This is a genomic window from Nocardia aegles (assembly GCF_052545135.1).
Map to the genome: position 1 here is coordinate 785,126 of NZ_JBQWRI010000001.1, position 24,872 is coordinate 809,997.

At 69.6% G+C, this 24,872-nt stretch carries 22 protein-coding genes and 1 pseudogene; 14 read left to right on the top strand and 9 right to left on the bottom strand.

Annotation, left to right across the window (positions count from 1 at the left end; translation table 11 throughout):
* Nucleotides 1-18 precede the first annotated feature (18 nt).
* On the top strand, nt 19-1,188 hold the full coding sequence (locus ACT89H_RS03830; RefSeq protein WP_445107047.1) for a phosphotransferase family protein: 1,170 nt from the start codon (nt 19-21) through the stop codon (nt 1,186-1,188).
* A gap of 60 nt (nt 1,189-1,248) precedes the next feature.
* On the opposite strand, the gene ACT89H_RS03835 is transcribed toward ACT89H_RS03830, so the two are convergent.
* A complete protein-coding gene (locus ACT89H_RS03835) occupies nt 1,249-2,922 on the bottom strand; it encodes an alkaline phosphatase D family protein (RefSeq protein ID WP_445107048.1) in 1,674 nt (557 codons plus the stop codon).
* 145 nt (nt 2,923-3,067) lie between these two features.
* Between ACT89H_RS03835 and ACT89H_RS03840 the strand changes: the two genes are divergently transcribed.
* From ACT89H_RS03840 to ACT89H_RS03865, 6 genes are all read left to right on the top strand, one after another.
* Nucleotides 3,068-4,390, top strand: a complete 1,323-nt coding sequence (locus ACT89H_RS03840; RefSeq protein ID WP_445107353.1) for a replication-associated recombination protein A — start codon at nt 3,068-3,070, stop codon at nt 4,388-4,390.
* A 163-nt stretch (nt 4,391-4,553) separates the two neighbouring features.
* Nucleotides 4,554-7,223 carry an alanine--tRNA ligase gene (alaS, locus tag ACT89H_RS03845; RefSeq protein ID WP_445107049.1) on the top strand — a complete coding sequence of 890 codons (2,670 nt, stop codon included), beginning with the start codon at nt 4,554-4,556 and terminating at the stop codon, nt 7,221-7,223.
* Nucleotides 7,223-7,786 carry a Holliday junction resolvase RuvX gene (gene ruvX / locus ACT89H_RS03850; RefSeq protein ID WP_445107050.1) on the top strand — a complete coding sequence of 188 codons (564 nt, stop codon included), beginning with the start codon at nt 7,223-7,225 and terminating at the stop codon, nt 7,784-7,786. The genes alaS and ruvX overlap by 1 nt, the downstream gene beginning before the upstream one ends.
* Nucleotides 7,783-9,309 (top strand): endolytic transglycosylase MltG, encoded by a 1,527-nt coding sequence (mltG, locus tag ACT89H_RS03855; protein WP_445107051.1) that lies wholly within the window; start codon nt 7,783-7,785, stop codon nt 9,307-9,309. The genes ruvX and mltG overlap by 4 nt, the downstream gene beginning before the upstream one ends.
* Nucleotides 9,299-10,126: a shikimate dehydrogenase gene (locus tag ACT89H_RS03860; RefSeq protein ID WP_445107052.1), complete on the top strand. Its 828-nt coding sequence runs from the start codon at nt 9,299-9,301 to the stop codon at nt 10,124-10,126. The genes mltG and ACT89H_RS03860 overlap by 11 nt, the downstream gene beginning before the upstream one ends.
* 85 nt (nt 10,127-10,211) lie before the next feature.
* Complete coding sequence (locus tag ACT89H_RS03865; RefSeq protein WP_445107053.1) at nt 10,212-10,691, top strand: B-4DMT family transporter; 480 nt, start codon at nt 10,212-10,214, stop codon at nt 10,689-10,691.
* Between the two features lie 61 nt (nt 10,692-10,752).
* Here ACT89H_RS03865 and aroB read toward each other — a convergent pair whose 3' ends face one another.
* The 5 genes and pseudogenes from aroB to ACT89H_RS03890 all read right to left on the bottom strand — a co-directional run bounded on the left by aroB (nt 10,753) and on the right by ACT89H_RS03890 (nt 15,628).
* Nucleotides 10,753-11,874: a 3-dehydroquinate synthase gene (gene aroB, locus ACT89H_RS03870; RefSeq protein WP_445107054.1), complete on the bottom strand. Its 1,122-nt coding sequence runs from the start codon at nt 11,872-11,874 to the stop codon at nt 10,753-10,755.
* Nucleotides 11,875-12,239: 365 nt separating this feature from the next.
* Nucleotides 12,240-12,758 (bottom strand): annotated as a pseudogene (locus tag ACT89H_RS03875) (shikimate kinase); the annotation flags it as partial.
* On the bottom strand, nt 12,755-13,963 hold the full coding sequence (aroC, locus tag ACT89H_RS03880) for a chorismate synthase (protein WP_445107055.1): 1,209 nt from the start codon (nt 13,961-13,963) through the stop codon (nt 12,755-12,757). The pseudogene ACT89H_RS03875 and the gene aroC, both read right to left, overlap by 4 nt.
* A 96-nt stretch (nt 13,964-14,059) precedes the next feature.
* Entirely contained in the window at nt 14,060-14,944 is an 885-nt protein-coding gene (locus ACT89H_RS03885; protein ID WP_445107056.1) for a universal stress protein, read from the bottom strand.
* Nucleotides 14,945-15,154: 210 nt separating this feature from the next.
* On the bottom strand, nt 15,155-15,628 hold the full coding sequence (locus ACT89H_RS03890) for a prepilin peptidase (protein ID WP_445107057.1): 474 nt from the start codon (nt 15,626-15,628) through the stop codon (nt 15,155-15,157).
* A 224-nt stretch (nt 15,629-15,852) separates the two neighbouring features.
* Between ACT89H_RS03890 and ACT89H_RS03895 the strand changes: the two genes are divergently transcribed.
* From ACT89H_RS03895 to ACT89H_RS03910, 4 genes are read left to right on the top strand one after another with little or no spacing between them, the layout of a single operon-like run.
* Complete coding sequence (locus ACT89H_RS03895) at nt 15,853-16,980, top strand: M24 family metallopeptidase (RefSeq protein ID WP_445107058.1); 1,128 nt, start codon at nt 15,853-15,855, stop codon at nt 16,978-16,980.
* A 48-nt stretch (nt 16,981-17,028) separates the two neighbouring features.
* Nucleotides 17,029-17,592 carry an elongation factor P gene (gene efp / locus ACT89H_RS03900; RefSeq protein ID WP_445107059.1) on the top strand — a complete coding sequence of 188 codons (564 nt, stop codon included), beginning with the start codon at nt 17,029-17,031 and terminating at the stop codon, nt 17,590-17,592.
* A gap of 33 nt (nt 17,593-17,625) precedes the next feature.
* Nucleotides 17,626-18,135 carry a transcription antitermination factor NusB gene (nusB, locus tag ACT89H_RS03905; protein ID WP_364425835.1) on the top strand — a complete coding sequence of 170 codons (510 nt, stop codon included), beginning with the start codon at nt 17,626-17,628 and terminating at the stop codon, nt 18,133-18,135.
* The gene (locus tag ACT89H_RS03910) at nt 18,132-18,395 is read left to right on the top strand and encodes a YciI family protein (RefSeq protein WP_445107060.1); all 264 of its coding nucleotides are present in this window, start codon (nt 18,132-18,134) and stop codon (nt 18,393-18,395) included. The genes nusB and ACT89H_RS03910 overlap by 4 nt, the downstream gene beginning before the upstream one ends.
* Nucleotides 18,396-18,681: 286 nt before the next feature.
* Here the strand turns inward: ACT89H_RS03910 and ACT89H_RS03915 are convergent, their stop codons facing one another.
* Entirely contained in the window at nt 18,682-19,932 is a 1,251-nt protein-coding gene (locus ACT89H_RS03915) for an ArsB/NhaD family transporter (RefSeq protein WP_445107354.1), read from the bottom strand.
* Nucleotides 19,933-20,144: 212 nt separating this feature from the next.
* Here ACT89H_RS03915 and ACT89H_RS03920 point away from each other — a divergent pair, with 212 nt between their 5' ends.
* From ACT89H_RS03920 to ACT89H_RS03930, 3 genes are all read left to right on the top strand, one after another.
* Entirely contained in the window at nt 20,145-20,633 is a 489-nt protein-coding gene (locus ACT89H_RS03920) for a DMT family transporter (RefSeq protein ID WP_445107061.1), read from the top strand.
* Nucleotides 20,634-20,696: 63 nt separating this feature from the next.
* Nucleotides 20,697-21,200, top strand: coding sequence for a DMT family transporter (locus ACT89H_RS03925; protein WP_445107062.1), 504 nt, complete (start codon nt 20,697-20,699; stop codon nt 21,198-21,200).
* Nucleotides 21,201-21,380: 180 nt separating this feature from the next.
* Complete coding sequence (locus ACT89H_RS03930) at nt 21,381-22,607, top strand: FAD-dependent oxidoreductase (protein WP_445107063.1); 1,227 nt, start codon at nt 21,381-21,383, stop codon at nt 22,605-22,607.
* Between the two features lie 3 nt (nt 22,608-22,610).
* Here the strand turns inward: ACT89H_RS03930 and ACT89H_RS03935 are convergent, their stop codons facing one another.
* Both ACT89H_RS03935 and ACT89H_RS03940 read right to left on the bottom strand, forming a co-directional pair.
* On the bottom strand, nt 22,611-23,777 hold the full coding sequence (locus ACT89H_RS03935; RefSeq protein WP_445107064.1) for a serpin family protein: 1,167 nt from the start codon (nt 23,775-23,777) through the stop codon (nt 22,611-22,613).
* Between the two features lie 36 nt (nt 23,778-23,813).
* A complete protein-coding gene (locus ACT89H_RS03940; protein ID WP_445107065.1) occupies nt 23,814-24,800 on the bottom strand; it encodes a quinone oxidoreductase family protein in 987 nt (328 codons plus the stop codon).
* Between the last annotated feature and the right edge of the window lie 72 nt (nt 24,801-24,872).

Consider the following 24,872-nt stretch of genomic DNA (forward strand, 5'->3'; position numbering starts at 1 on the left):
CGAGTACTTTGAGAGGCGATGACCGCACTATTGGCCGAACGCGCCGCCGAAGTCGTGTCCGCAGCGCAACAGTTGCTCACAAAGCGAATGGGTGCTCCGGTAAAGCTGAGCGATCCGATCGAACTCAGCGGTAGTGGTAGGACGACTGTCCTGCGTGTGCGTGTAGCGGAGAACGCCTTTTCGTTGCCGCGAACCCTGATCGTGAAGCAGGTTCGCGGCGCCGCACAGGATCGCCGGACCGGTGGCTTGGCGCCCGGGGTGGCCAGCATCGATTCCGCGTTCCTCCGCGAGACGGTGTCCTATCAGTTCACCACGGCGTTGAGCCGGGAGCATCGGCCGGGTGCCTACCTGATCGCACACAGCCTTCCCGACCGCCTGCTCATCCTCAGCGACCTCGGTGAGAACTCCCTGCTGTCCGCCGTGCTCCGCTCCGGGGCCGAGCCGGCGACCCGCAACGCCCTGATGGCGTTCGCCCAGGCACTGGGCCGGATGCATGCCGCCACCGTCGGGCGCGAGGCGGACTTCGTCGCGCTGCTGCGCCGGGTCGATGTGGTGCATCGGGTGGACGGCATCGCCCAGCAGGCCGAGTCGGCGATCGCCGAGGTGCCCGGCCTGCTCCAGCGCGAGCTGGGCATCGAGGTGCCCGGCGAGATCGCCGAGCGCATCGTGCGTGGGAACCGGTTGTACTCCGCAGGCCGCTTCCGCGCGTTCAGCCCGTCGGACCTCTGCCCGGACAACGTGATCTTGAACGAGGAGGGGGCTCGCTTCCTCGACTACGAGTGGGGTGGGTTCCGCGACGCCACTCTGGACATCGCCTACGCGCTGGTGTCCTTCCCCGGCTGCCTGTGCGATGTGGAGCTCTCCCGGGACCGCGCACGGCAGATGGTGGAGGCCTGGCGCGCGGAGGTCGCGGGTGTGTGGCCCGCGCTGGCCGACGACGATCAGCTGGCCGAGCGCATCCTGGAAGCTCGGCTGATCTGGGTCTGGCTGTCCACTTACTGGTTCTTGCCCGCCGACCACAGCCGCATCGCTGCCGCCAGGGAGCACGGGCTGTCGGTGCCGCGCTCGGCGGCGCTGATCAACCGCTGGGCCGCGCTCGCCGAAGACGCGCGGTGCACGGGGGACGACATCGTGGGAGATTTCGCCGAGGACGTATCGGCGATGCTGGAAGAACGCTGGGGGGAGTAGGGGCTTGCGCCCGGCCGGCGCGGCACGCCGGGCGAACGGTGGCGTCGGCGGCTGCGGCGCTCAGCTCAGCGGTGCTTGTCGCGGCTCGATCCGGCCGCCGGACCGGACGGCGAACGAAGCGCCGTACCGCACACCGGAATTCGGGTCCGCCACGTCCAGCAGGTAGTACCAGTCCATCTGCGCCTGATCCGGGGTGACCTCCAGAACGCCGTAGCCGTGCGCATCCAGGTCCACATAACGCAGATGGCGGTTGACCGTCTTGATCGATTCCGCGATCGGAACGGAATTCGCCCGGAGCATGTCCCCGATGCTGGTCGAGGTCACCGACGGCACCACGAACTCGGCGCCCGCCGTCGCGCCGCCCGGGTAGTCGGCGGCGTCCACCGGGAGATCGGCGGCCCAGGAGGAGTGGATGTCACCGGTGAGGAACAGCACGTCGGAGATCTGCTGGTCGACGATGGCGCGGAACAGCCGGGTGCGGTCGGCGGTGTAACCGTCCCACTGGTCGCCGTTCAACGACGGGCCGGACCGCGGGACGCCCATGGTGCTGGTGATCGCCGCCGTGGTGGCGGGCTCGAGCGGTGGAAAGGCCAGCGGGGCGATCATGACCGAGTTGCCGACCAGCTTCCAGCGCACCGGCGCGGAGGACAAGCCCGCGGTCAGCCAATCCATCTGCGCCTTGCCCGTGATGGTGCGCGCCGGGTTGTCCGCCGCGCGCCAGTTCGCGCCCGGCTTCGCCTCCTGGTCGCGGTAGCTGCGCAGATCCAGCATGGCGAGTTCGGCCAGGGTGCCGAAGCGCAGTCTGCGGTAGATCCGCACGTCGGCGCCGGAGCCGGACGCGCGAACCGGCATCCACTCCAGGTAGGCCTGCGCGGAGGCCGCGCGCCGGTCGGCCCAGTCGCCCTCGGTGGCGGGATCGTGATTGTTCGCGCCGCCGGACCAGGAGTTGTCCGCGGATTCGTGGTCGTCCCAGGTGCAGATGAACGGCAGTGTGGCGTGCAGGCCGAGCAGATCCGGGTCGGTCTTGTACTGGGCGTGGCGAATGCGGTAGTCCGCCAGGTCGACGATCTCGTTGGCCGGATCGTGCGGGCGCACGGTGCCGTTGCGGCCGCCGTACTTGCCGCGGCCGTATTCGTAGATGTAGTCGCCCAGGTGCACGATCGCGTCCAGGTCGGTGCGGGCGGCCAGGTGCCGGTAGGCGCCGAAGTAGCCGGCCTCCCAGTTCGAGCACGACACCACGCCGAAGCGAAGGCGGGCGGGGGCGTCCGCGGCGGCGGGCGCGGTCTTGGTTCGGCCCACCGACGAGGTCTGGCCCAGGGCGTTGAACCGATAGAAGTACTCGACACCCGGAGCCAGGCCGGAAACGTCGACCTTGACCGTATGGTCGGAGTCCGCCGAGGTCGTCACGGCGCCGGACGCGGCGACCGAGACGAACCGCTCGTCCGCGGCGATCTCCCACCGGACGGTCGCGGGTTCGCCCAGGCCGGAGCCGGGTGTGGCGTCGTCGGAGACGGTCACGCGGGTCCAGATGATCACGCCGTCGGGGAGCGGGTCCCCCGATGCGACGCCGTGCCGGAACACCGGTGTCGCGGCTTCCGCGCGCCCGGCGCCCAGCACCGCGGCGGCAGTGGCGGCGGCAGCGGCGCCGCCTTTGAGAACGGTGCGCCGAGCGAAGCGTGCGATGGACGAGGGATCTGAAACGGATTCGTTTTCAGGCACGGGTACCGATCCCATCCGAAGTACCTGCGCCACGCAACTCCGTTCGCCGCCTCGCTGGTCGAGACCGCGCCGTCGCACCGCACCGGGCGCCCGGGAACAGCATGTCGTGCTGTCGGTGCGCCTCGGTAACGTTCCTGTCGTGAGCGATGGTTTGTTCGACATGCCCGGGGCCGCGGTGCCCGCGGAGCATTCGATCGACACTGTGGTGCGCCGGGACGCGGGTGCGCCGCTGGCCGTGCGGATGCGCCCGGCCACGTTGGCGGAAGTGGTCGGCCAGCAGCATCTGCTCGGCCCCGGCTCGCCGCTGCGCAGGCTGATCGAGGGTTCGGGCGCCGCATCGGTGCTGCTGTACGGCCCGCCCGGCACCGGCAAGACCACGCTCGCCGCACTCATCTCCCGAGCCACCGGTCGCCGGTTCGAGGCGCTCTCGGCGCTCTCGGCCGGGGTCAAAGAGGTGCGTGCGGTCATCGACCTGGCGCGGCGCAGGCTATCGGCGGGCGAACAGACCGTGCTGTTCATCGACGAGGTGCACCGCTTCTCCAAGACCCAGCAGGACGCCCTGCTCGCCGCCGTGGAAAACCGCATCGTCCTGCTGGTCGGCGCGACTACGGAGAACCCGTCGTTCTCGGTGGTGTCGCCGCTGCTGTCGCGCTCGCTGGTGCTGCAACTGCGGTCGCTCACCGAAACCGACATCCGCGAGGTGCTCGGCCGCGCGCTCACCGATCCACGCGGCCTCGCAGGCGAGTACACGGTGACCGACGCCGCGCTCGACCACATCGTCCGGATCGCGGGCGGTGACGCCCGCCGCGCGCTGACCGCCCTGGAAGCGTCGGCGGAGTCCTCGCTCGACGGCACCGTCGACGTGGACCTGGTCGAAGCCAGCGTGGACAAGGCCGCCGTCCGCTACGACCGCGCAGGCGACCAGCACTACGACGTGATCAGCGCGTTCATCAAGTCCATCCGCGGTTCGGACGTCGACGCCGCGCTGCACTACCTGGCGCGCATGCTGAGCGCGGGGGAGGACCCGCGCTTCATCGCGCGCAGGCTGATGATCCACGCGAGCGAAGACATCGGCATGGCCGACCCGATGGCGTTGCAGACGGCGACCGCCGCCGCGCAGGTGGTGCAACTGGTCGGCCTGCCCGAAGGCCGCCTCGCGCTCGCCCAGGCCACGATCCACCTCGCCACGGCCCCGAAGTCCGGCGCCGTCGTGGCCGCGATCGGCGCCGCCATGGCCGACGTCGCGGCGGGCAAGGCGGGTCCGGTCCCGCCGCACCTGCGCGACGGCCACTACGCCGGCGCGGCGGCGCTCGGCAACGCGCAGGGCTACGCGTACCCGCACGACGACAAAGACGGCGTGCTCGCCCAGCAGTACCCGCCCGACGAACTCGTCGGCGTCGACTACTACCACCCCACCGATCACGGTCACGAACGAGAAATCGGTCCCAGGGTCGACAAGCTGCGCCGGATCGTCCGAGGCTGACCGCCGGTAGCGGGCATACTGCGTCGGTATCGGTGCGTCCGACAAGGAGGAACGAACGCAGCGAGCCGCTGCTGGGGCCGGGTTCGCCGGCGGGTCGCCGGGGACGCGGCGGGAGCCCGGTCGATGAATATTCGGGTGCGCGGCACCGGTAGGCTGGGTATTCGTGCAGACCCACGAGATTCGACGGCGTTTCCTGGACCATTTCCTCCGTGCCGGCCATACCGAGGTGCCGAGTGCCTCGCTGATCCTGGCCGACCCGAACCTGCTGTTCGTCAACGCGGGCATGGTCCAGTTCAAGCCGTACTTCCTGGGTCAGGAGGCGCCGCCCTACCCGCGGGCGACCAGCGTGCAGAAATGCGTGCGGACCGGCGACATCGAAGAGGTCGGCGTCACCACCCGGCACAACACGTTCTTCCAGATGGCGGGGAACTTCTCCTTCGGTGACTACTTCAAGGAGGGGGCGATCACCCTCGCCTGGGAGCTGATCTCGAAGCCGCAGGACGACGGCGGTTACGGATTCGATCCCGAGCGGATCTGGGTGACCGTCTACCAGGACGACCCGGAGGCCGCCGAGATCTGGAAGCGGGTCGCGGGCATTCCCGATGAGCGCATCCAGTTCCGCGACGGCAAGGACAACTACTGGGACATGGGCGTGCCCGGGCCCGGTGGACCCTGCTCGGAGATCTACTACGACCGCGGCCCCGAGTACGGCCGCGACGGCGGGCCGGTCGCCGACGAGGACCGTTACCTCGAGATCTGGAACCTCGTGTTCATGCAGGACGTCCGCGGTGAGCTGAGCCCGAAGCTCGGGCACCCGCCGGTCGGGTCGCTGCCGAAGAAGAACATCGACACCGGTATGGGCGTCGAACGTATCGCGCTGCTGCTGCAGGGCGTGGACAACGTCTACGAGACCGACCTGCTGCGCCCGATCATCGACAAGGCCGGGGAACTGACCGGACGCTCCTACGGTGTCCAGCACGAGGACGACGTCCGCTTCCGGGTGATCGCCGACCATGCCCGCACTGCCGCCATGCTGATCGCCGACGGCGTGAACCCGGGCAACGACGGCCGCGGGTACGTGCTGCGCCGCCTGCTGCGCCGCATCGTGCGCTCGGCCCGCCTGCTCGGTGCCGAGAAGCCGGTGATGAGCGAGTTCATGAAGGTCGTCGGCGACCTGATGGCCCCGTCCTACCCGGAGCTGGCCACCGACTTCCGCCGCATCGAGACCGTCGCGGTCGGCGAGGAGACGGCGTTCCTGAAGACGCTGAATACCGGCTCCACCCTGTTCGACAACACCGCCGCCGCGGTGAAGGCGCAGGGCGGCAGCACGATCGCCGGGTCGGACGCGTTCACCCTGCACGACACCTACGGTTTCCCGATCGACCTGACGCTGGAGATGGCCGCGGAGGCCGGGCTGTCGGTGGACGAGGAGGGCTTCCGCTCGCTCATGGCCGAGCAGCGTCAGCGCGCCAAGGAGGACGCGCAGGCGCGCAAGCACGCCCACGCCGACCTGACGGTCTACAAAGAACTGGTCGACCGCGGCGCCACCGAGTTCACCGGCTTCGACGAGCTCACCTCCGAGGCGACCGTGCTCGCCCTGATCGCCGACGGCGTGCGGGTGCCGACCGCGACCGCCGGGCAGGACGTCGAGGTCATCCTGGACCGCAGCCCGCTCTACGCCGAGGCGGGCGGCCAGATCGCCGACCGCGGCTCCATCACCGCCTCCTCCGGACTGAAACTGCGCGTGAACGACGTGCAGAAGATCGCCAAGAAGCTGTGGGTGCACAAGACCACGGTGGAGCACGGCCAGATCACCGAGGGCGACGTCGTGCTCGCTCAAGCCGACCCGGCCTGGCGGCGGGGCGCCACGCAGGGCCACTCCGGCACGCACATGGTGCACGCCGCCCTCCGGCAGGTGCTCGGGCCGAACGCCGTGCAGGCGGGTTCCTTGAACAAGCCGGGCTACCTGCGCTTCGACTTCAACTGGCAGGGCCAGCTGTCGGAGCGGCAGAAGGCCGACATCGAGGCCGTCTCCAACGACGCGGTCGGCGCCGACTTCCCGGTGAACACCTTCGTCACCGATCTGCCGAAGGCCAAGCAGATGGGTGCGCTGGCCCTGTTCGGCGAGAACTACGGCAACGAGGTGCGCGTGGTCGAGATCGGCGGTCCGTTCTCGATGGAGCTGTGCGGTGGTACGCACGTGCAGCATTCCTCGCAGATCGGCCCGATCACCGTGCTCGGCGAGTCGTCGGTCGGCTCCGGTGTACGCCGTGTGGAGGCGTTCGTCGGCTTGGACTCCTACAAGTACCTGGCCAAGGAGCGCGCGCTGCTGGCTGGTGTCGCCTCCGCGCTGAAGGTTCCCTCCGATGAGGTGCCTGCTCGCGTCGAGCAGCTGGTGGAGCGGCTGAAGACGGCCGAGAAGGAGCTCGAGCGCACGAAGATGGCCGCCGTGCTGTCCTCGGCGGGCAGATTCGTCGAGGAGGCCGAGCGGATCGGCCGGCTGCTGCTGGTCGCCGTGGCCGCGCCGGAGGGCGTCTCCGCGGGTGATCTGCGCACATTGGCCACCGACATCCGCGGCCGGTTCGGCAGCGAGCCCGCCGTGGTGGTGCTGCTCGGCAACGCCGACGGCAAGGTGCCGTTCGTGGTCGCGGTGAACAAGCCCGCTCAGGAACTCGGCATCAAGGCGGGCGATCTGGTGGGCAGTTTCGGCCCGAGCATCGCGGGACGGGGCGGCGGCAAGCCGGAGCTGGCGCAGGGCGCGGGCTCGGACCCGTCCGGCATCCCGGCCGGTCTGGCCGCGGTCCGCGCGCGGGTGGCCGAACTCGCCGGGTGATGGGCGACCCAGCGGAACCGGAGCGGTCGGCCCAGCGCGGCGCCGACCGGCCGCATCCGGCCACCGACCCCGGTCGGGGCAGGCGGATCGGCGTCGATGTGGGCAGTGTCCGGATCGGGGTCGCCGCGAGCGATCCCGACGGCATTCTCGCCACCCCGGTGGAGACCGTGCCGCGCGCGAAAGAGTCCCGGCGATCGGCTCCCGCACCCGATATCGAAAGAATTGCCGAAATTGTGCGGGAGTACGAGGCAGTCGAGATTATCGTCGGATTGCCGCGTACATTACGCGGGGAGAAAGGCACTGCGGCTACGCTGGCCAGCGCATTCGCTGAGCGATTGCGGGCTGCGGTCGGGTCGGTGCCGGTCCGGCTTTCCGACGAACGTTTGACTACGGTGTCAGCTGCACGTGCATTGCGGGACAGTGGAGTTCGCGCGCGTGGCCGGCGGCAAGTGATCGATCAGGCGGCGGCTGTGTCGATCCTGCAAGGATGGTTGGACGAACGGAGTGCGGTGTTGAGGTCGGTGGAAGCGGGGCGTCCTGCGTCGTCCGGGGACGATGCATGACGGATCGGTGGGCGCGGGCCGAGGAACTGTTTCGACAGCGCGAAGCTGATCGGCGTTACCGGAGAGACGACCGGGCCTGGGGCGAGGACAACAGCGACCACTACGACCGCTACGACCGCTACGACGACGACACGACCGTCATCCCCCGCTACGTCGACGACGACGAGGAGGAGCCGGAGCCCGCGCCGCCACCGGCACCGCGGCGTGGCGGACAGCGGCCGAGAGCGACGCGTGTGGAGTCGCCGCGCCGCTCGACGCGCGCGGACTCGAAGCGCGCAGAGTCGAAACGCGCCCAGCCCGAGCGTTCCGGTCGCTCGCAGCGCGGCAAGCGATCCCGGGTCGCCTCTCGCAAAGCGGCCGAGCGCAAGAGGCGCCGCCGCAACATATGGTTCGTGGCGGGTGTCTTCATCCTGTTGTTCGCCGGTGCGGTGATCTTCGCCGGGATGAAGTTGATCGGGAGTCTGACTCCGCCGAAAGACTTCGCGGGGCCAGGGGGGCCGCTGGTGGTGGTGCAGGTGCATCCCGGCGACACCTCGCAGCAGATCGCGGCGACGATGGTCGAGCGCGGCGTCGTGGCGAGTTCGGGTGCGTTTTTTCAAGCGGCCGTGCGCAATTCGAACATGAACACGGTGCAGCCCGGCTTCTACGCGATCCCCAGCCAGAGCCCCGCCGCGCAGGCGGTGGCCACGCTGGTCGGCAAGCAGTCCAGGGTCGGCAATCTGGTCGTCTCCGAGGGACGGCTGCTGCACGACCAGCACGACATGAGCACCGGCGGGCGCTATGACGGCATCTACCGCAAGATCGCGGAAGCCAGCTGCATCGGCACCGGCGCCGGCCAGAAGTGCGTGACCTACGAACAGCTCGATGCCGCGGGCGCGAGCCTCGACCTGGCCGCGCTCGGGGTGCCCGAGTGGGCGATGCAGGGTGTCCGGGACTGCCCGGATCGGACGAGGCAGCTGGAAGGCCTGATCGCCGCGGGCACATGGGATTTCGATCCCAGCGCGGCACCGTCGGAGATTCTGCGGCAATTGGTGACCGCGAGTGCGAAGAGCTATGAATCCACCGGACTGCTGCAGTCGGGCTCCGACACGAAATTGACGCCGTATCAGACGCTGGTCGCCGCCTCGCTGGTGGAACGTGAGGCGAAACCGCAGGACATGGGCAAGGTGGCGCGGGTGATCGTGAACCGGCTGCGGGCCGGTCAGATGCTGCAGTTCGACTCGACGGTGAACTACACCCTGGATCGCACCGAGGTGGCGACCACCGACGCAGACCGCGGCCAGGAAACCGCCTGGAACACCTATGCGATGCGCGGGCTGCCCAAGACTCCGATCGCGGCGCCGTCGTTGAACGCGTTGCGTGCCATGGAGAACCCGGAGGCGGGGCCGTGGCTGTACTTCGTCACCGTCGACAAGCAGGGCACCACCCTGTTCACCGACGACTATCAGGAGCATTTGCGCCTGATCGCACGGGCGCAGCGCAGCGGCATCCTCGACAGTTCCAAGGACAGCGGTGGCCGATAATCGCAAGGCGGCGGTGCTCGGCAAGCCGATCGCGCATTCGCGATCGCCGCAGCTGCACCTCGCCGCGTACCGCGCGCTCGGACTGAATTGGAGCTATGAGCGCATCGAATGCTCGGCGGAGCAGCTGCCCGGGCTGGTCGACGGTCTCGGCCCGGAATGGGTCGGGCTCTCGGTGACCATGCCCGGCAAGGAAGCGGCGCTGGCCTGTGCGGATCAGCGCACCGACCGGGCCGTGCTGGTGGGCTCGGCCAACACTCTGGTCCGCCGCGACGCGGGCTGGCTGGCTGATTGCACCGACGTGGACGGTGTGCTCGGCGCGCTCCGCGGCGGCGGTGTCACCGACCTGACCGACGGCGTGGTGCTGGGTGCGGGCGGCACCGCGCGGCCTGCCCTGCTGGCGTTGTCGGAGCTGGGCGCGAAGTCGGTGACCGTGGTCGCCCGGGATCCCGGACGGGCGCGCGGTGCCCTCGACCTCGCCGAGCGGCTGGGGATGATCGCGTCCTTGGCCGGATTCGATGCCGGGACGCTCCGCGCGATCTGTGCGGCGGCCGGCGCCGTGGTGAGCACCATTCCGGCCGCCGCGGCGGCGGTCGTCGCCCCCGCGGTAGCCGAGGCGCCGGTGGTGCTCGACGCGATCTACAACCCCTGGCCGACACCGCTGGCCGATGCGGTGGCGCGAGCCGGGCACACGGTGGTCAGCGGTCTGCAGATGTTGTTGAATCAGGCTTACGGGCAGGTCGAGCTGTTCACTGGGCAACCTGCGCCGCGCGCGGAGATGGCGGCGGCGCTGGACGAGGGTCGTCGACCCGGGAACTGATACCGGTTCTCGCGGCCGCTATGGCACGATCGGGCGTGCAGCGAAACGCCAGGTGCTACCGCGAAACACGGCTATGGTGTGTCGCATGACTTCGTGGTTGCTGCGGGCCGTCGTGCTGGGCGCGCTGGTGGTGGCGTTGCGTTCCTTGCTCGGGTTCGCGATGGTCTACTGGCCGACGCACGGAGCGGCGATGCGCATGCTGTGCCTGGTCGTGCTGATCGCGGCCATCGTGTCCTGGGGTGTGCTGGACGGTCGTCGGGATCGCGCCGCGAGCGCAGACCCCGAACGCGGCGCCGATCTGACCATGATGTGGCTGAAGGCCGCCGTCCTCGGTGGTGTCGGCAGCGGGCTGGCGGCGTGGATCCTGGACTTCTTTCCTCGGTTCGACCTGGGTGACAACGGCCTGCTCTTCGAAGTCACTGCGGGCGCGTCGTTCATCATCCTGCTGATCTTCGTGCCCGCGCTGATCGGCGTGGGCATCGGCCGGATGTCGGCCGATCGGCAGAACGGTAAGGGGCGCTCCAAGCCGCCCTCGTTGTACTCCGCCGCGGGCAGCGTGGTCTGATCCGACGACGAAAGAACGGCGCGCCCGTGGCCGGGCGCGCCGTTGTCGTGTGCCGGGTGGGCTACAGCAGCACCGCGCCGCCGCTCGGACTGTCCTCGCGGGCGATCGCCGAGTAAGCCGCGGCCAGCAGGGTGGGATCGGGTCCCTCCAGGCGTCCGGGCTTGGCCAGGCCGTCGAGCACCACGAAGCGCAGCACGCCGGAGCGGGTCTTCTTGTCCGTCTGCATGGCGTCCAGCAGTTGCGGCAGCGCGTCGGCGTCGTAGCTGGTCGGCAGGCCGACGGCGGACAGGATCGCGCGATGACGGTCGGCGGTGGCGTCATCGAGACGACCCGCGAGACGACCGAGTTCGGCGGCGAACACCAGTCCGACGGAGACCGCGGCGCCGTGCCGCCACCGGTAACGCTCCCGCCGCTCGATGGCGTGTCCCAGCGTGTGGCCGTAGTTCAGGATTTCGCGGAGGCTGGATTCCTTCAGATCGGCGGCGACGACGTCGGCTTTCACCTGGATCGCGCGGCGGATCAGCTCCGGCAGCACCGCGCCGGACGGGTCGAGAGCGGCCTCCGGGGCGCGCTCCACCAGCTCGAGGATCACCGGGTCGGCGATGAAACCGGCCTTGATGATCTCCGCCATGCCCGCGACGATCTCGTTGCGCGGCACCGTCTCCAGGGTGGCCAGGTCGACCAGCACGGCGGCGGGTTCGTGGAAGCAGCCGACGAGATTCTTGCCTGCCTCGGTGTTGATGCCGGTCTTGCCGCCGACCGCCGCGTCGACCATCGCCAGCAGCGTGGTGGGCACGTGCACGATCTGCACCCCGCGCATCCAGGTGGCGGCGACGAAACCGGCCAGATCGGTCGCCGCGCCGCCGCCGAGGCTGACCACGACGTCGTTGCGGGTCAGGCCGATGCGCCCGAGTACCTCCCAGCAGAAGCCGGCGACCGCGAGCTCCTTGCCCGCCTCGGCATCCGGGATCTCGATGCGGTGCGCGTCGATGCCGGTGTCGGCCAGCGCCTTTCGCACCACTTCGGCGGTCTCCGTGAGCGGCGGCTGATGGAAGACGGCCACGGTGCGCACGCCTTTGGTCGCGTTGTTGACCGACTCGACGAGTTCGCCGAGCAACCCGCGGCCGATGATCACCTGGTATGGGTCGGCGGTCCGGACTTCGAGACGACTCGGCTCTGTCACGTGGCTTGCTCCGATTCTGTTGTTGCTGTGGTCGACTGCTGCCGCGCCCGGGAGCGGGCCCGGCGGGCACGGGCGCGCCGGGATCGGCTGCCCGCCGCCGCCGCGCCGTTGCCCGCCCCGCTCGCGGCGTCGGGTTCGCTGGTGACGCTCCTGCGGGCGCGCCGGGATCGCACGTTGGCGGTCACCGCCGATTCAGCCGGGTCGCCGGTCGCGGCGTCGGTGGTCTCGCGTTGATCGGCTGCCTGGCGCCGGGCCGCCGCTCTGGCCCTGGCGCGCCGACGGGCCCGGGACCGGCTGCTGCCCTGCGGGATTCCGCTGGACGGTGGCCGCAGGTCCGTTGCGGCCGGTTCGACCGGCTCCACCCCGAGTTTTGTCATGATCATCCGTACCACGCGGCCCGGGCTGCGGCCGTCGGTGCGGATCCTGATGGTGGCCACTTCCCGGTACAGCGGTCGACGGGTGCGCATCAGCTCCCGATACTTCGCACCGGGATCGGCGCCGTTGAGCAGTGGCCGCTGCGTGCTCGCACCGGTGCGCCGAAGACCTTCCGCGATACTGATCTCCAGATAGACGACGGTGCGGCCGCGCAGCAGTGCCCGGGTGTTCGCGGACAGCACCGCGCCGCCACCGAGCGAGACCACGCCGCGTTCGGCGAGCACGGCGCGGCGCACCACCCGCTCCTCGATCATGCGGAATTCGGGCTCACCGTCTTCGGCGAAGATCTCCGGGATCGTGCGACCGGTCTCTCGCTCGATGCCGGCGTCGGTGTCGTACAACTCGACGCCGAGTTCCCTGGCGAGCTTGCGGCCGATCGTGGATTTCCCCGCCCCCGGCGGTCCGACCAGCACCACGCGCGGGGCGCGCGGATCGGTCTGCACGATCATTGCGACCGACTGTCCGCGGGCACGTGGGGCCGAGTGCTGATGCGCTTGACGTAGCTGGTGATGTTCTCGACGGTCTCGGTGAGCGAGTCCCCGCCGAACTTCTCCAGCGCGGCCTGCGCGACGACCAGCGCCACCATGGATTCGGCGACCACGCCCGCGGCGGGCACGGCGCACACGTCCGACCGCTGGTGGATGGCGACGGCCTCGTCGCCGGTGGTCATGTCGACGGTGGACAGCGCGCGCGGCACCGTGGAAATCGGTTTCATGGCCGCTCGCACGCGCAGCGCCTCGCCGTTGGTCATGCCGCCTTCCAGGCCGCCGGCACGGTTGGTGGAGCGCAGTACGCCGTCGGAGCCGGGGCGCATCTCGTCGTGCGCCTGGCTGCCACGGCGGCGTGCGGTCTCGAAGCCGTCGCCGACCTCGACGCCCTTGATGGCCTGGATGCCCATCAGGGCGGCGGCGAGCCGAGCGTCCAGCCGGTTCTCGCCGCTGGTGAACGAACCGAGGCCGACCGGAAGGCCCGCCACGACCACCTCGACGACGCCACCGAGGGTGTCGCCGTCCTTCTTGGCGGCCTCGATCTCCGCGATCATCGCGGCTTCGGCGTCCTTGTCGAACGCGCGCACCGGGCTCTCGTCCACCACGGCGAGGTCGGCGGCGGTCGGCACGATGCCGGAGGTGTTCTGCGCCGTGCCGATCGATACGACGTGCGAGACGACCTCCGCGCCGAATGCCTGGCGGAGGAAATTCCGCGCGACGGTGCCCGCCGCGACGCGCGCGGCGGTCTCTCTGGCGCTGGCGCGCTCGAGCACGTTGCGGGCGTCGTCGAAGTTGTACTTGAGCATGCCGGAGTAATCGGCGTGCCCGGGCCGCGGTCTGGTCAGGGGTGCGTTGCGGGCCAGGTCGGCGAGTTCGGCCGGGTCGACCGGGTCGGCGGACATGACCGTCGTCCACTTCGGCCACTCGGAGTTGGCCACCTCGATGGCCACCGGGCCGCCCATGGTGCGCCCGTGCCGCACGCCGCCGACGACGGTGACCTTGTCGGCCTCGAACTTCATTCGCGCGCCGCGACCGTAGCCGAGCCTGCGCCGGGCCAGCTGCGCGGAGATCTCGTCCGACGTGACCTCGACGCCTGCCACCATCCCGTCCAGGATGGCGACGAGAGCGGGACCATGGGATTCTCCGGCAGTTATCCAACGCAGCACATCGTTTATCTTCCCATGTCGACGCCCGTGCTCCGGAACGTGGCCCGCCGTGACGACGCGCAGGCGAGGGAAGGCCGGAATACCGGGGGCGCAGGCTCAGCGGGCGATGACGATCGGGCGGTCCACCGAGCGCAGCAGCGCCTCACCGACCGAGCCGAACAGCAGCCGTCCCAACGTCCCTCGGCCGCGATTGCCCACCACCAGCAACTGCCCGTGACGGGAGCGTTCGAGCAACTGCCGCTCCGGACGGTCGCGGACGACCTCGCGCCGGATGGTCAGCTCTGGATACTGCTCCTGCCAGCCGGCCAGGCTGGTGGCGAGCAACGCCTCCTCGGTCCGGCGCAGCTCGGCCCAGTCGGTGCCGATCGCGGCCAGCGGCTCGACCCCGCCCCAGGTGTGCACGGCCACCAGTTCGACCCCGCGCAACGACGCCTCCATCGCCGCGACCCCGATGGCAGCCTGCTCGGCGGTGGAGCCGTCCACGCCGACGATCACCGGACCGGTGTTCGCCCGGTCCCACAGCGGCGTCTCGGCCGGCACCACCGCCACGGGGCAGTCGGCGTCCCGGGCGACTGCGGTGCTGACCGAGCCGAGCAGGACCCGCTGGACGCGGCCGATCCCGCGGGTACCGACCACAAGCATCGCCGCGCTCCGGGAGCGCTCGATGAGGGCGGTGGCGATGTGCGCGGTGCGGATCTCGGTGCCGATGGTGATGTCGCGCACGGCGTGTGCGGCCGCCACGGCGGCGTCCGCCGCGCGTTCGATCGCCTCGTCCGCCTCGCGCAGTCGCAGCAACGCCGCCGGACGGGGTGGATCGTCGTTGTCGTCGGAGCTGAGCGAGGATTCGACGACGAGTGAGATGTGCAAGGGAGCGTCGTGCAGCGCTGCGGTCTGCGCCGCCCAGCGGACCGCCACGATCGATTGCTCCGAACCGTCGGTTCCCACGACGATCGGTCTCCGCAACGGATGTCTCGAATTCACTGGGCGGCTCCTTCTCGACGCTGCTTCCGCTGTACTGGCGCACTCGAGGGACGACTCCTCCGAGGTGACGCGCCACGCTCGCCGATGCGGCGACAGCTCGGGGAAGGTCGTTGCCCGCGATTGATGCTACCGATGAATTGCTATCGATTTGCTGGCTTCGTGTTACGTCCAGCGCACTCCGGAGCGATCGGGTGGTGACGATTATTGGTCTCAGGTCGATCCGAGGGTCGACCACAGTAGCGACAGCAAGGCCGCCAGGCACATCGCTGGACCATGCGGCACGGTGAGTGCGCTGTCGCCGGGGTCGGCGGCGCCGGAGCCGCGTACGCCGCGGCGGGCGAGTGCTCCGAGCGCGACGCACGCGGTGAGCGCCGGTGCGCCGAGTGCCGCCCATACCCACGGCCGGGCGCCGCCGAGGGCTGTCGCCCCACCCAGCATCACCGCGAGCTTGACGTCGCCCGCGCCCAGCGCGGCGGGCGCGGCGAGGTGCACCAGCAGGTACGGCGCCGATAGCAACAGCGCGCCCAGTAGTGCGGCGGTGAGTTGCTCTGTGTACAGGGCATATCCGAGGACGGCAAGCGCGCCCGAACCGGTCAACCGGTTCGGCAGGCGTCGTTCGCGCAGGTCGAACGCGGTCAGTGCCGCGCACCAGGCGGCGAGCGCAGCGCACGCGAGAGGAGTCATGGCTCCACCTTCGCCCGGTCTCGGCGCGAGACATCGGCTCCGGCCCGGAATGTGCGCAATCGGTGCGGATGTGAACAGGCCGCGTGTCAGTAGTTCTCGGTTGGTCGAAAATCCTTGGGCTACAGCGCTTCTCGACCAAAACATGGGGCCTCGGCCGAAGCGGACGGCTCTGCCGATCACGTGTTGCCTGTCGGCGTCCGGTGTGTCGGCGGTAGTTTTGACACATGCGTGCTGATCACCAGGGTCATGTGCCGGACTACGCGGCGCGGCGTGGCGCGCTGCGCAGCCTGCTGGTGGAGAACGGGGTGGATGCCCTGCTGGTCACCGATCTGGTGAATATCAGATATCTGACCGGATTCACCGGCTCCAACGCGGCGTTGCTGGTGCATTCCTGGGACACGCGCGCCGCCGAGGACCAGACCGTGATCGGCACCGACGGGCGGTATCGGACCCAGGTCGCCGAGCAGGTTCCCGATCTACGGGCCGAGATCGCGCGCGCCACCGCGCGGCGGATCGTGCAACTGGCCGGGGAATGGCAGATCGGCCGGGTGGGCTTCGAAAGCCACGTGGTCACCGTCGATCAGCATCGCGGCTTCCTCGAACAGCGCACCGGCTTGGAGCTCGTCGCCGCACCCGGGCTGGTGGAGCAACTGCGTATGGTCAAGGACGCCTACGAGGTGGAACAGTTGCGGGCGGCCTGCGCGGCGGGCGATGCCGGTCTGGCCGCCCTGCTGGAGCGCGGCGGACTGCGTCCGGGCCGAACCGAGCGTCAGGTGGCCAGGGAATTGGAATGGGCCATGTTCGAACACGGCGCCGAAGCGGTGTCGTTCGAGACGATCGTGGCCACCGGCGTGAACTCGGCTGTCCCGCATCACCGCCCGACCGACGCCGTGCTGGCCGCGGGCGATTTCGTCAAACTGGACTTCGGCGCGGTGGTCGGCGGCTATCACTCCGACATGACCCGCACCTTCGTGCTCGGAGCGCCGACCGACTGGCAGCGCGAGGTGTACGCGCTGGTCGCCGAAGCGCAGCGGGCCGGGCGCGAGGCGCTGCGGCCGGGAGCCCCGGTGGCCGACGTGGACGCCGCGTCGCGAGCGGTGATCGAGTCGGCCGGGCACGGCAAGTTGTTCGTGCACGGCCTCGGCCATGGGGTCGGCTTGCAGATCCACGAAGCGCCCGGAATCGCGAAAACCGGAACCGGTACACTTCTGTCTGGCGTGGCGGTGACCGTCGAACCAGGTGTGTACTTTCCCGGCCGCGGCGGGGTCCGGATCGAGGACACGCTCGTGGTGCGCGAAGGGGGCCCTGAGCTGCTCACCCACACCAGCAAAGACCTGACCGTCGTCGACTGACGCCGGTCTGCCCGAGACCAAGCGGTAGAACGAGGAGATCCGAAGACAGTGGCGGACACCAGCGACTTCAAGAACGGCCTAGTGCTGAAGATCGACGGTCAGCTCCAGCAGATCATCGAGTTCCAGCACGTCAAGCCGGGCAAGGGTCCCGCGTTCGTGCGGACCAAGCTGAAGAACGTCGTGTCCGGCAAGGTGGTCGACAAGACCTTCAACGCCGGTGTGAAGGTGGAGACCGCCAACGTCGACCGCCGCGACATGACCTACCTGTACCACGACGGCACCGACTACGTCTTCATGGACGGTGAGACCTTCGACCAGATCTCCATCGCCGAGGAGACCATCGGCGACAGTGCCCGGTTCCTGTTGGAGAACATGACCGTGCAGGTGGCCACGAACGAGGGCGCGCCGCTGTACGTCGAGCTCCCGGTCTCCGTAGAGCTCGAGGTCACCCACACCGACATCGGCCTGCAGGGTGACCGCTCCACCGGCGGCACCAAGCCCGCCACCCTGGAGACCGGCGCCGAGGTGCAGGTCCCGCTGTTCATCAACACCGGCGACAAGCTGCGCATCGACTCGCGCGACGGCAGCTACCTCGGCCGGGTCAACGCCTGAGCCGCGGGCCGGCCGATCCGAAATGATGTGACCGTGGCTGACCAGCCCGTGGACAAGAAGTCCACGTACAAGAAGCTCGGCGCGCGGCACAAGGCCCGCCGCCGTGCGGTCGACCTGCTGTTCGAGGCGGAGGCCAGGGACGTCGACGCCGCCGATCTGCTCGACGAGCGCGCCGAGCTCGCCGCTCGCGACCAGTCGGTCGCGCCGGTGCACGCCTACACCCGCACCTTGGTCGAAGGCGTCGCCGACGACCTCGACCGGGTGGACGGGACCATCGAGTCGTACCTGCAGGACTGGACCCTGTCGCGTCTTCCGGCCGTGGATCGCGCCATCCTGCGCATCGCGGTCTGGGAGCTGTTCCACGCGAGCGACGTCCCCCCGGTCGTCGCCGTGGACGAGGCGGTGGAGCTGGCCAAGGAGCTGTCCACCGACGACTCCCCGTCCTTCCTCAACGGCGTGCTGGGGCAGGTCGTGCTGGTTGCACCGCAGGTGCGCGCCGCTGCGGCCGCGACCAGGGCCCCGCGCCCCGAGTCGGAGGCGTGAACAAGTACCTCGGCTCGGCGATGCGCACTCCGCGCTTCGACACCGCCGTGATCGAGCCGCATCGGCGGTTCCTGCGGTCGCTGCACGACCGGAGGCAGCTGCACGAGAGTGGCGGCTTCACCGACGGCACCGGAGGCGCGTGCGTCATCTACGCCGAAAGCCACTATGCGGCAACGCAAATCGCATTCTCCGATCCGGTGCACCGCAGCGGCTCCTCGGAGCTCACGATCTACGGGTGGGAAGTCACGGCTCCGAACTGACGCGTCGACGCTGCGTCGGACCCCTGCCCGGCGTTTCCGCTTCCCGACTCGGCGCGCGATCCTGTCCGGTGGCACGAAGCCGGACGGTTGTGCCGCGGCACCCGTGCGACTTCTACCGAGACCGCGCGCATGCTCCCGCTGGTGGGTGTACGGCTGTACCAGCGGGAGCACCGGAACCGGTGGTTCCGCGCGTGAGACCGAACCGGGACGTACGTGTCCATCCGCTCTCGACGGCAATCCTTATACCTCGAGCGCACTCGAGGTCAAGGGCGGAGCCGCCTTCCGGCTAACTCGTCACCAGCAGCGCTGCGACCGCGCCGGTGGTGGCGACCGTCGCGAGCACGGCACCGGTCACGACGAAACGCCGCATGGGCACCCGCACCCCGTGCCTGCGGCAGAACTCCAAGCACAACAGTGTGGCGAGCGAGCCCCACGGTGTGACGAGCGGGCCGACATTGGTGCCGATCAGCAACGCGAGGAGTTGATCGCCGTTCTGCGCCGGGATCACCGCCTCGCCCGCGGTGTAGGCAGGCAGGTTGTTCGCGACATTGGACAGAGCCGCGCCCGCCGCGGCGGCCCGGAACGGGCCGGAAGCACCCGAGTCGGTGCCGATCAAGGCATGCATCGCGTCGCCGAGGCCGAATCGGCTCAGGGTCGGCACCACCAGGAACAAGCCGACCACGAACACGAGCAGCCGCCACGGGATGAGCGACAGCCGCAAGGCGCCGCGGTCGAACACGGCGAACGCCGCCGACGCGACGAGCGCCGCGACCGTCGCCGCGACCCCGATCCGGTCGCCGACGACGGGGATCGCGACGATGAACAGCAGACAGGCCCCTGCTGTCGTGTACAACAGCGAGCGCTCACGGAAATTCGCGGGCCGGACCGGCTCGGGCGGTACGTAGCGATCGGTTTCCCGGCATCCGCGCCGCCAGTACCACACCCACAGGCATAGCGCCGTCGCGGCGATCGAAACCAGCTGCGGCGCCCACATCCTCCCGGCAAATCCGGTCGCGGTGAGGGCCACCCGGTCGGCGGCGAGCAGATTCGTGAGATTGGAGACCGGGAGCAGCAGGCTCGCGGTGTTCGCCAGCCACAAAGTGGTCATGGCCAGCGGCAATGGTGGAATCCGGGCGGGCGCCGCGAGTGCCAGCATTACGGGGGCGATGAGCACGGCGGTGGTGTCGAGGTTCAGCAGGATCGTCGTGGCGGAGGCGAACAGTACGCACAGGCCGAACAGCGCGGGGTAGTGGCCGCGCCCGAGAATCGCGAGGCGATGGGCGATGGCGTCGAAGACCTTGGCCTGCCTGGTGAGCTCGGCGAGCACCATCACGCCGGCGAGAAACAGCAGTAGCGGGCCGATGCGGCGCATGTTCGCGACGGCCTCGTGCCGGGGCAGGAGCCCGGTGAGCACGCACAGCAGACCGGCCGCCAGCAAGCCGAGCCGGACGCGGTCCAGGACATTCAGCCGCCGCTCGGAGGTGGCCGCGGGCGGGTTCCGTGCGGAGGAATCGACCAGTTCGGGCACGAGTGCCATCATGGCAGCCCTGCGTTCGCGCCCCTTCCCAGCCGGAGCGGGCCATCCAGTTCGACTCACTCGTTGAACGTGCCGTTAAATAATGGTACGTTATATAGGTCACACAGGTCGGGCGTCGGCTCCGGCGCAACCGGCCCCATTGTTCGGGCGGACAACGTTGCGTCCCACGCAACTCGGTGTCCGCCCGCCGCCGAGCCAAGGATGTATTGCCCATGAGCATCGTCATCGGACTGGTATTCCTGTTCATCCTGGTCGGAGGCAGCCTACGGTCGGCCGAAGCCGGCTGTCAGAACACGTTGATGAACCACATGAAGAACATGTGGCTGTGCGCCGTGATCTCGTATGCCGTTGCGCTGACCGGCTTTTCGATCTTCCTGGCGCTGTCCTCCAAGACGCCGTGGCCGACGCTCGACGACGTGCGGAACATGCCGTGGTGGGCGCCGTTCGGTGGCCTGCTGGGTGGCGCGGCGGTGATGGGCATGATCGCCGTCGCCCGGCATGTCGGTGTGGCGACCTTCAGCGCGCTGGTGATCGTGGGCGAGATGGTGGTCGCCGTGATCATGGATCACTTCGGACTCATGGGATTCGACGAGCGATCCGCCAGCCCTCCGCGTCTGGTGGCCTGCGGGCTGATCACGCTCGCGATCTACCTGATGGCCGACGAACCCGCGGGCGACCAGCCCGGGATCAGCGTCACCTGACACCAGGACACCTACCGCTGCCGGTCCAGCCATTCCACTCTTCGCACTCTCCGAGGATTCTCGATGACGGTTCAGACCGCCGAAAAGACCCGTGCGCTGCCCCGCGTCACGATGGCACTCATCTTCGCGTTCATCCTGGTCGGCGGTGCGCTGCGCTCCGTCGAAGCCGGCTGCCAGAACTCGCTGAAACTCGCATTGAAGAACGTCTGGCTGTGCGGGGTGATCTCCTACGCCGTAGCGTTCACCGGCTTCGCGGTCTTCCTGACGGTGGCGCTGGTGGTCTCCAGGAACCGGCCGTGGCCGGCGAAGGCGGATATCCGGAGCATGCCGCGGTGGGCGCCCTTCGGCGGTCTGCTCGGTGGGGCCGCGATCCTGGCGATGATCTCCGTGGCTTCCGATGTGGGCGCGGGCACGTTCAATGCCCTGATCATCGCTGGACAGATGTTCGGCGCGCTCGCGATCGACCACTTCGGGTCGATGGGATTCCCGCGGCGCGCGGTGAGCTCCAAGCGCGTGCTCGCCTGCGTCATGATCATCGCCGGGATCTATCTCATGGCGACCTACTGAACCTCGGTGTGGACCTGGTCGACCGGCGTGTCCTGAGAGAAAGACACGCTAGCTATCGCAGCAGGTGGCGGAATCGGTCGGCTGGCGCCGATCCGGGTCCGGCGCAGCTCTCGCCACACTAGGATTTGCGCGAACGGGCGACACCTTGCGGCAATGTGGTGACCGAGGGAGACACAGTCGATGGAGCGCACGACCTGCCTGGTGGTCGGCGGGGGACCGGCCGGAATGATCCTCGGGCTGCTGCTCGCCCGGGCGGGTGTCGAGGTCACGGTGCTGGAGAAGCACAAGGACTTCTTACGCGATTTCCGCGGCGACACGGTGCATCCCACCACGCTCGACCTGCTCGACGAACTGGGTCTCGGCGCGGAGTTCGCGACACTGCCCGCGCGCAAAGTGGATCGGGTGCAACTGCCGATCGCGGGCGGCTTGCAGACGCTCGCCACCCTGACGCACCTGCCGGGCAGGCACAAGTACATCGCCATGGTGCCGCAGTGGGATCTGCTGGATCTTCTCGCGCGTGCCGCGGCCGCCGAACCCACCTTCCGGCTGCGGATGAACACCGAGGCCACCGACCTGGTGTGGATCGACGGCCGGGTAGGTGGCGTCGTCTACCGGACCGCCGACGGCGCGACCGGTTCGATCGAAGCCGATCTCACCGTGGCCTGCGACGGCCGCGCCTCGCTGCTGCGATCGGCGGCGGGGCTGCCGATCCGCACCTGGTCGACGCCCATGGACGTCTGGTGGTTCCGCCTGCCCCGCACCGGTACCGATCCCGCGGGCGCGCTGCCGATCGTCAGTACCCGGCGGCTGGCGGTTCTGCTCGACCGCGGCGACTACTGGCAGTGCGCGACGTTGATCGCCAAGGGCGCCGACGAATCCGCCCGCCGCGGGCCGGTGGCGGACATCATGCGCGGCCTGGCCGAGGCCGCTCCCTGGCTCTACGACCGAATCGATGCCTTGACCAGCTGGTCGGAGGTCAAGTTACTGGAGGTGAAACTCGACCGGCTGATCAAGTGGTACACCAACGGCCTGCTCTGCCTCGGCGACGCGGCCCATGCGATGTCCCCCGTCGGCGGCGTCGGCATCAACCTAGCCGTTCAGGACGCGGTAGCCGCGGCCAGAATCCTTGCTCCAGCGCTGCTGTCCGGAACGCTCGGCACCAGGGAGCTGGCGAAGGTGCAGCGCAGGCGCCGGTTCCCGACCGCGGTGACGCAGGGAATTCAGCGACTCCTGCACGCCTTCGCGATCGCTCCCGCCCTCGACGGGCGAATCGACATCAGCGGTTCCTCGCGCGCACCACTGTGGGTCCGCACCCTGCGTCGTATTCCCGTGATCCGCAGCGTGCCGGGCTTCTTGCTCGCTCGCGGTGTGCTGCCCGAGCACGCCCCACACTTCGCCCGGCGGTAGCGCTCAGGCCGGAGTGCCGGGGGACGAGGTAGGCGCGGTGGCGACCCACCCCGCGACGACCGCGAGACCTGTCGGGCGGTGAACGGCGAGGAACCCGAAGGGGCGGTCGAAGACCACCGAGACGACCGGCGCGTAGTCGTGCCGCAGGACCGCCGCTGCCGCGCGTAACGCGAAGGCCGTCACGGCGGCGGCCTCGAAACCTTCGTGGCTGAACCGGGCGAGCACTTCCTGCGCTCCTTGACCGACGCACAGTGGATACGGGGAGATCGCCGGAAAGTGGCCGTGGGTGCCGTCGGTCGCGGCGGTCAGCCCGAACCGGTCCGGCACGGTGAGCAGATCGTGGGTGGAGCGAACTTCGAAGGGCGGCAGCTGGATTCGCAGTCGACCGGTGTTGGGCACCACCGGTTCGGTGCGCACGTCCAGCCCCGGTCCCGTCGTGCCGAGCGGCAGGTCGGAGCGGATCGGAACACTGCCGGACAGTGCGGCCAGGCCCGTGTCGAGCACCGTGCCGGGCGTCCCGGTGCCGAGCAGAAGATGGACGTCGAGGTCGGTGACGCCTTCGACGACGACGCGGGTGACCGGTTCCGGTGCGTCCAGGATCGCGGCGTTCGTCAGATCGCGGCTGGTGCGGGACAGCCCGGGTCCGCGGTGCCCCTGCCATGGCCCGTTGTCCGGTGTCAGCGTCCCGACGTCGAAGGGCACCCGCCACCGAGTCTTCGCGACCAGCGCGGTGGCCAGCACCAGCAGTGTCTCGGGATCGACCGCGAGGGGGAAGCGTTCGATGAGCCCGTCGGTGTGCCGGGCCGCCCAGCTGTCGAGCTCGGACTGCCCGGCCAACCGCGCGAGCACACCCTCGGGGAGCGCCCGCGACCACGCCTCGTGTACTGGCAGGTCGCGGCGCACCCACACGCCGAGAGCGGCCGACACCGCCTCCGCGTGCCCGAGATCGTGCAGCAGCCGGAGCGCTCCGTCTTGCCCGTCGACCGCGGGTACGCCGGTCGCAGCCGTCAGTTCGTCGCGTGCCGGACCATCCGCCGCGGAGGCGAGCAAGGCGAGCAGCGGCCATACCCCTGCGCCGGACAGCACGAAGTCTCGTTCGCCCGCCGCGGCGCACCACCGTGCGGTGAGCGCGTTGGCGGCGCCGACATGGGGTTCCAGCGAAGTCCGCACGAGCCCACCCTAGCCACGAAGGCGGACCGTGCGGTGCTATCCGGACACGGTGGAGCCCGGACGCAGCACGATTTTGCCCAGCACCGCCCGGTCCTCCAGCAACCGATGCGCGCGGTTCGCCTGGTCCAGCGGCAGCACCGCCTCGACCAGCGGGTCGAGCCCGCCCGCCGCCGTGCGGGCCAGAACGGCGGCGCGGGCCTGGGCCACTTGATTCAGCCAGTCCGGTCCGGCGCAGCCGGTGAAGGTGAGTCCGCGCATGAGCAGGTCGCTTGCCGACACCTGCGCCGGTGCGCCGGACAACCATCCATAGCCGAGCATGCGGCCGCGCAAGGGCGTCATGAGATCGAGCAGGCGGGCGGCGCTCGCGCCGCCGATCGAATCGAACACCACGTCCACCGTTGCCGTGCCGAGTGTTTCGCGCAGCCGTGTGGTCCATTCCGGATCGTTGTGGTCGATCGCCTCGTCGGCTCCCAACTTTCGGGCATGGGCGGCCTTGTCGGGCCCACCGGCGGTTCCGATGACGCGAGCCGCCCCGAATTCTCTGGCCAATTGGGCCAGAGCGCTGCCGACACCCGTGGCGGCAGCTTCGATCAGAACGGTTTCGGCACCGGTGAGCGCGGCGGTCTCCAGCAGCGGGATCGCCACCGACCCGTTCATCAGCACCGCCGCGGCGTCCACGAAGGACAGGCTGTCCGGGATGGGCGTCGCGGATCCCGCGGGCGCGGCGACGAATTCGGCGTAGGCGCCGCAACCCTGGGTCGACACGACGACCCGCCGTCCGATCAGCGCCGGATCGACCCGCATGCCGACCTCGGTGACCACTCCCGCTGCCTGGAAGCCGAAAACCAGCGGCAGCGGCGCGTCGAGCTGGAACTCGCCGGAGCGCAGCTTGGTCTCGGGGTACAACACCGGGATCGCCTCGGCGCGGACCACCAGCTCGTCCGCGCCTGCCCGCGGTGTCGGAACGTCCGCGGCGACCAGCACGTCGGGGCTTCCGGGCGCCGTCATTACGATTGCCTGCATCATGAACTCCATAACTTGACCGACGGTCCAATTGACTCGCCAATTATATGGACCGTCGGTCAACTTTTCTGG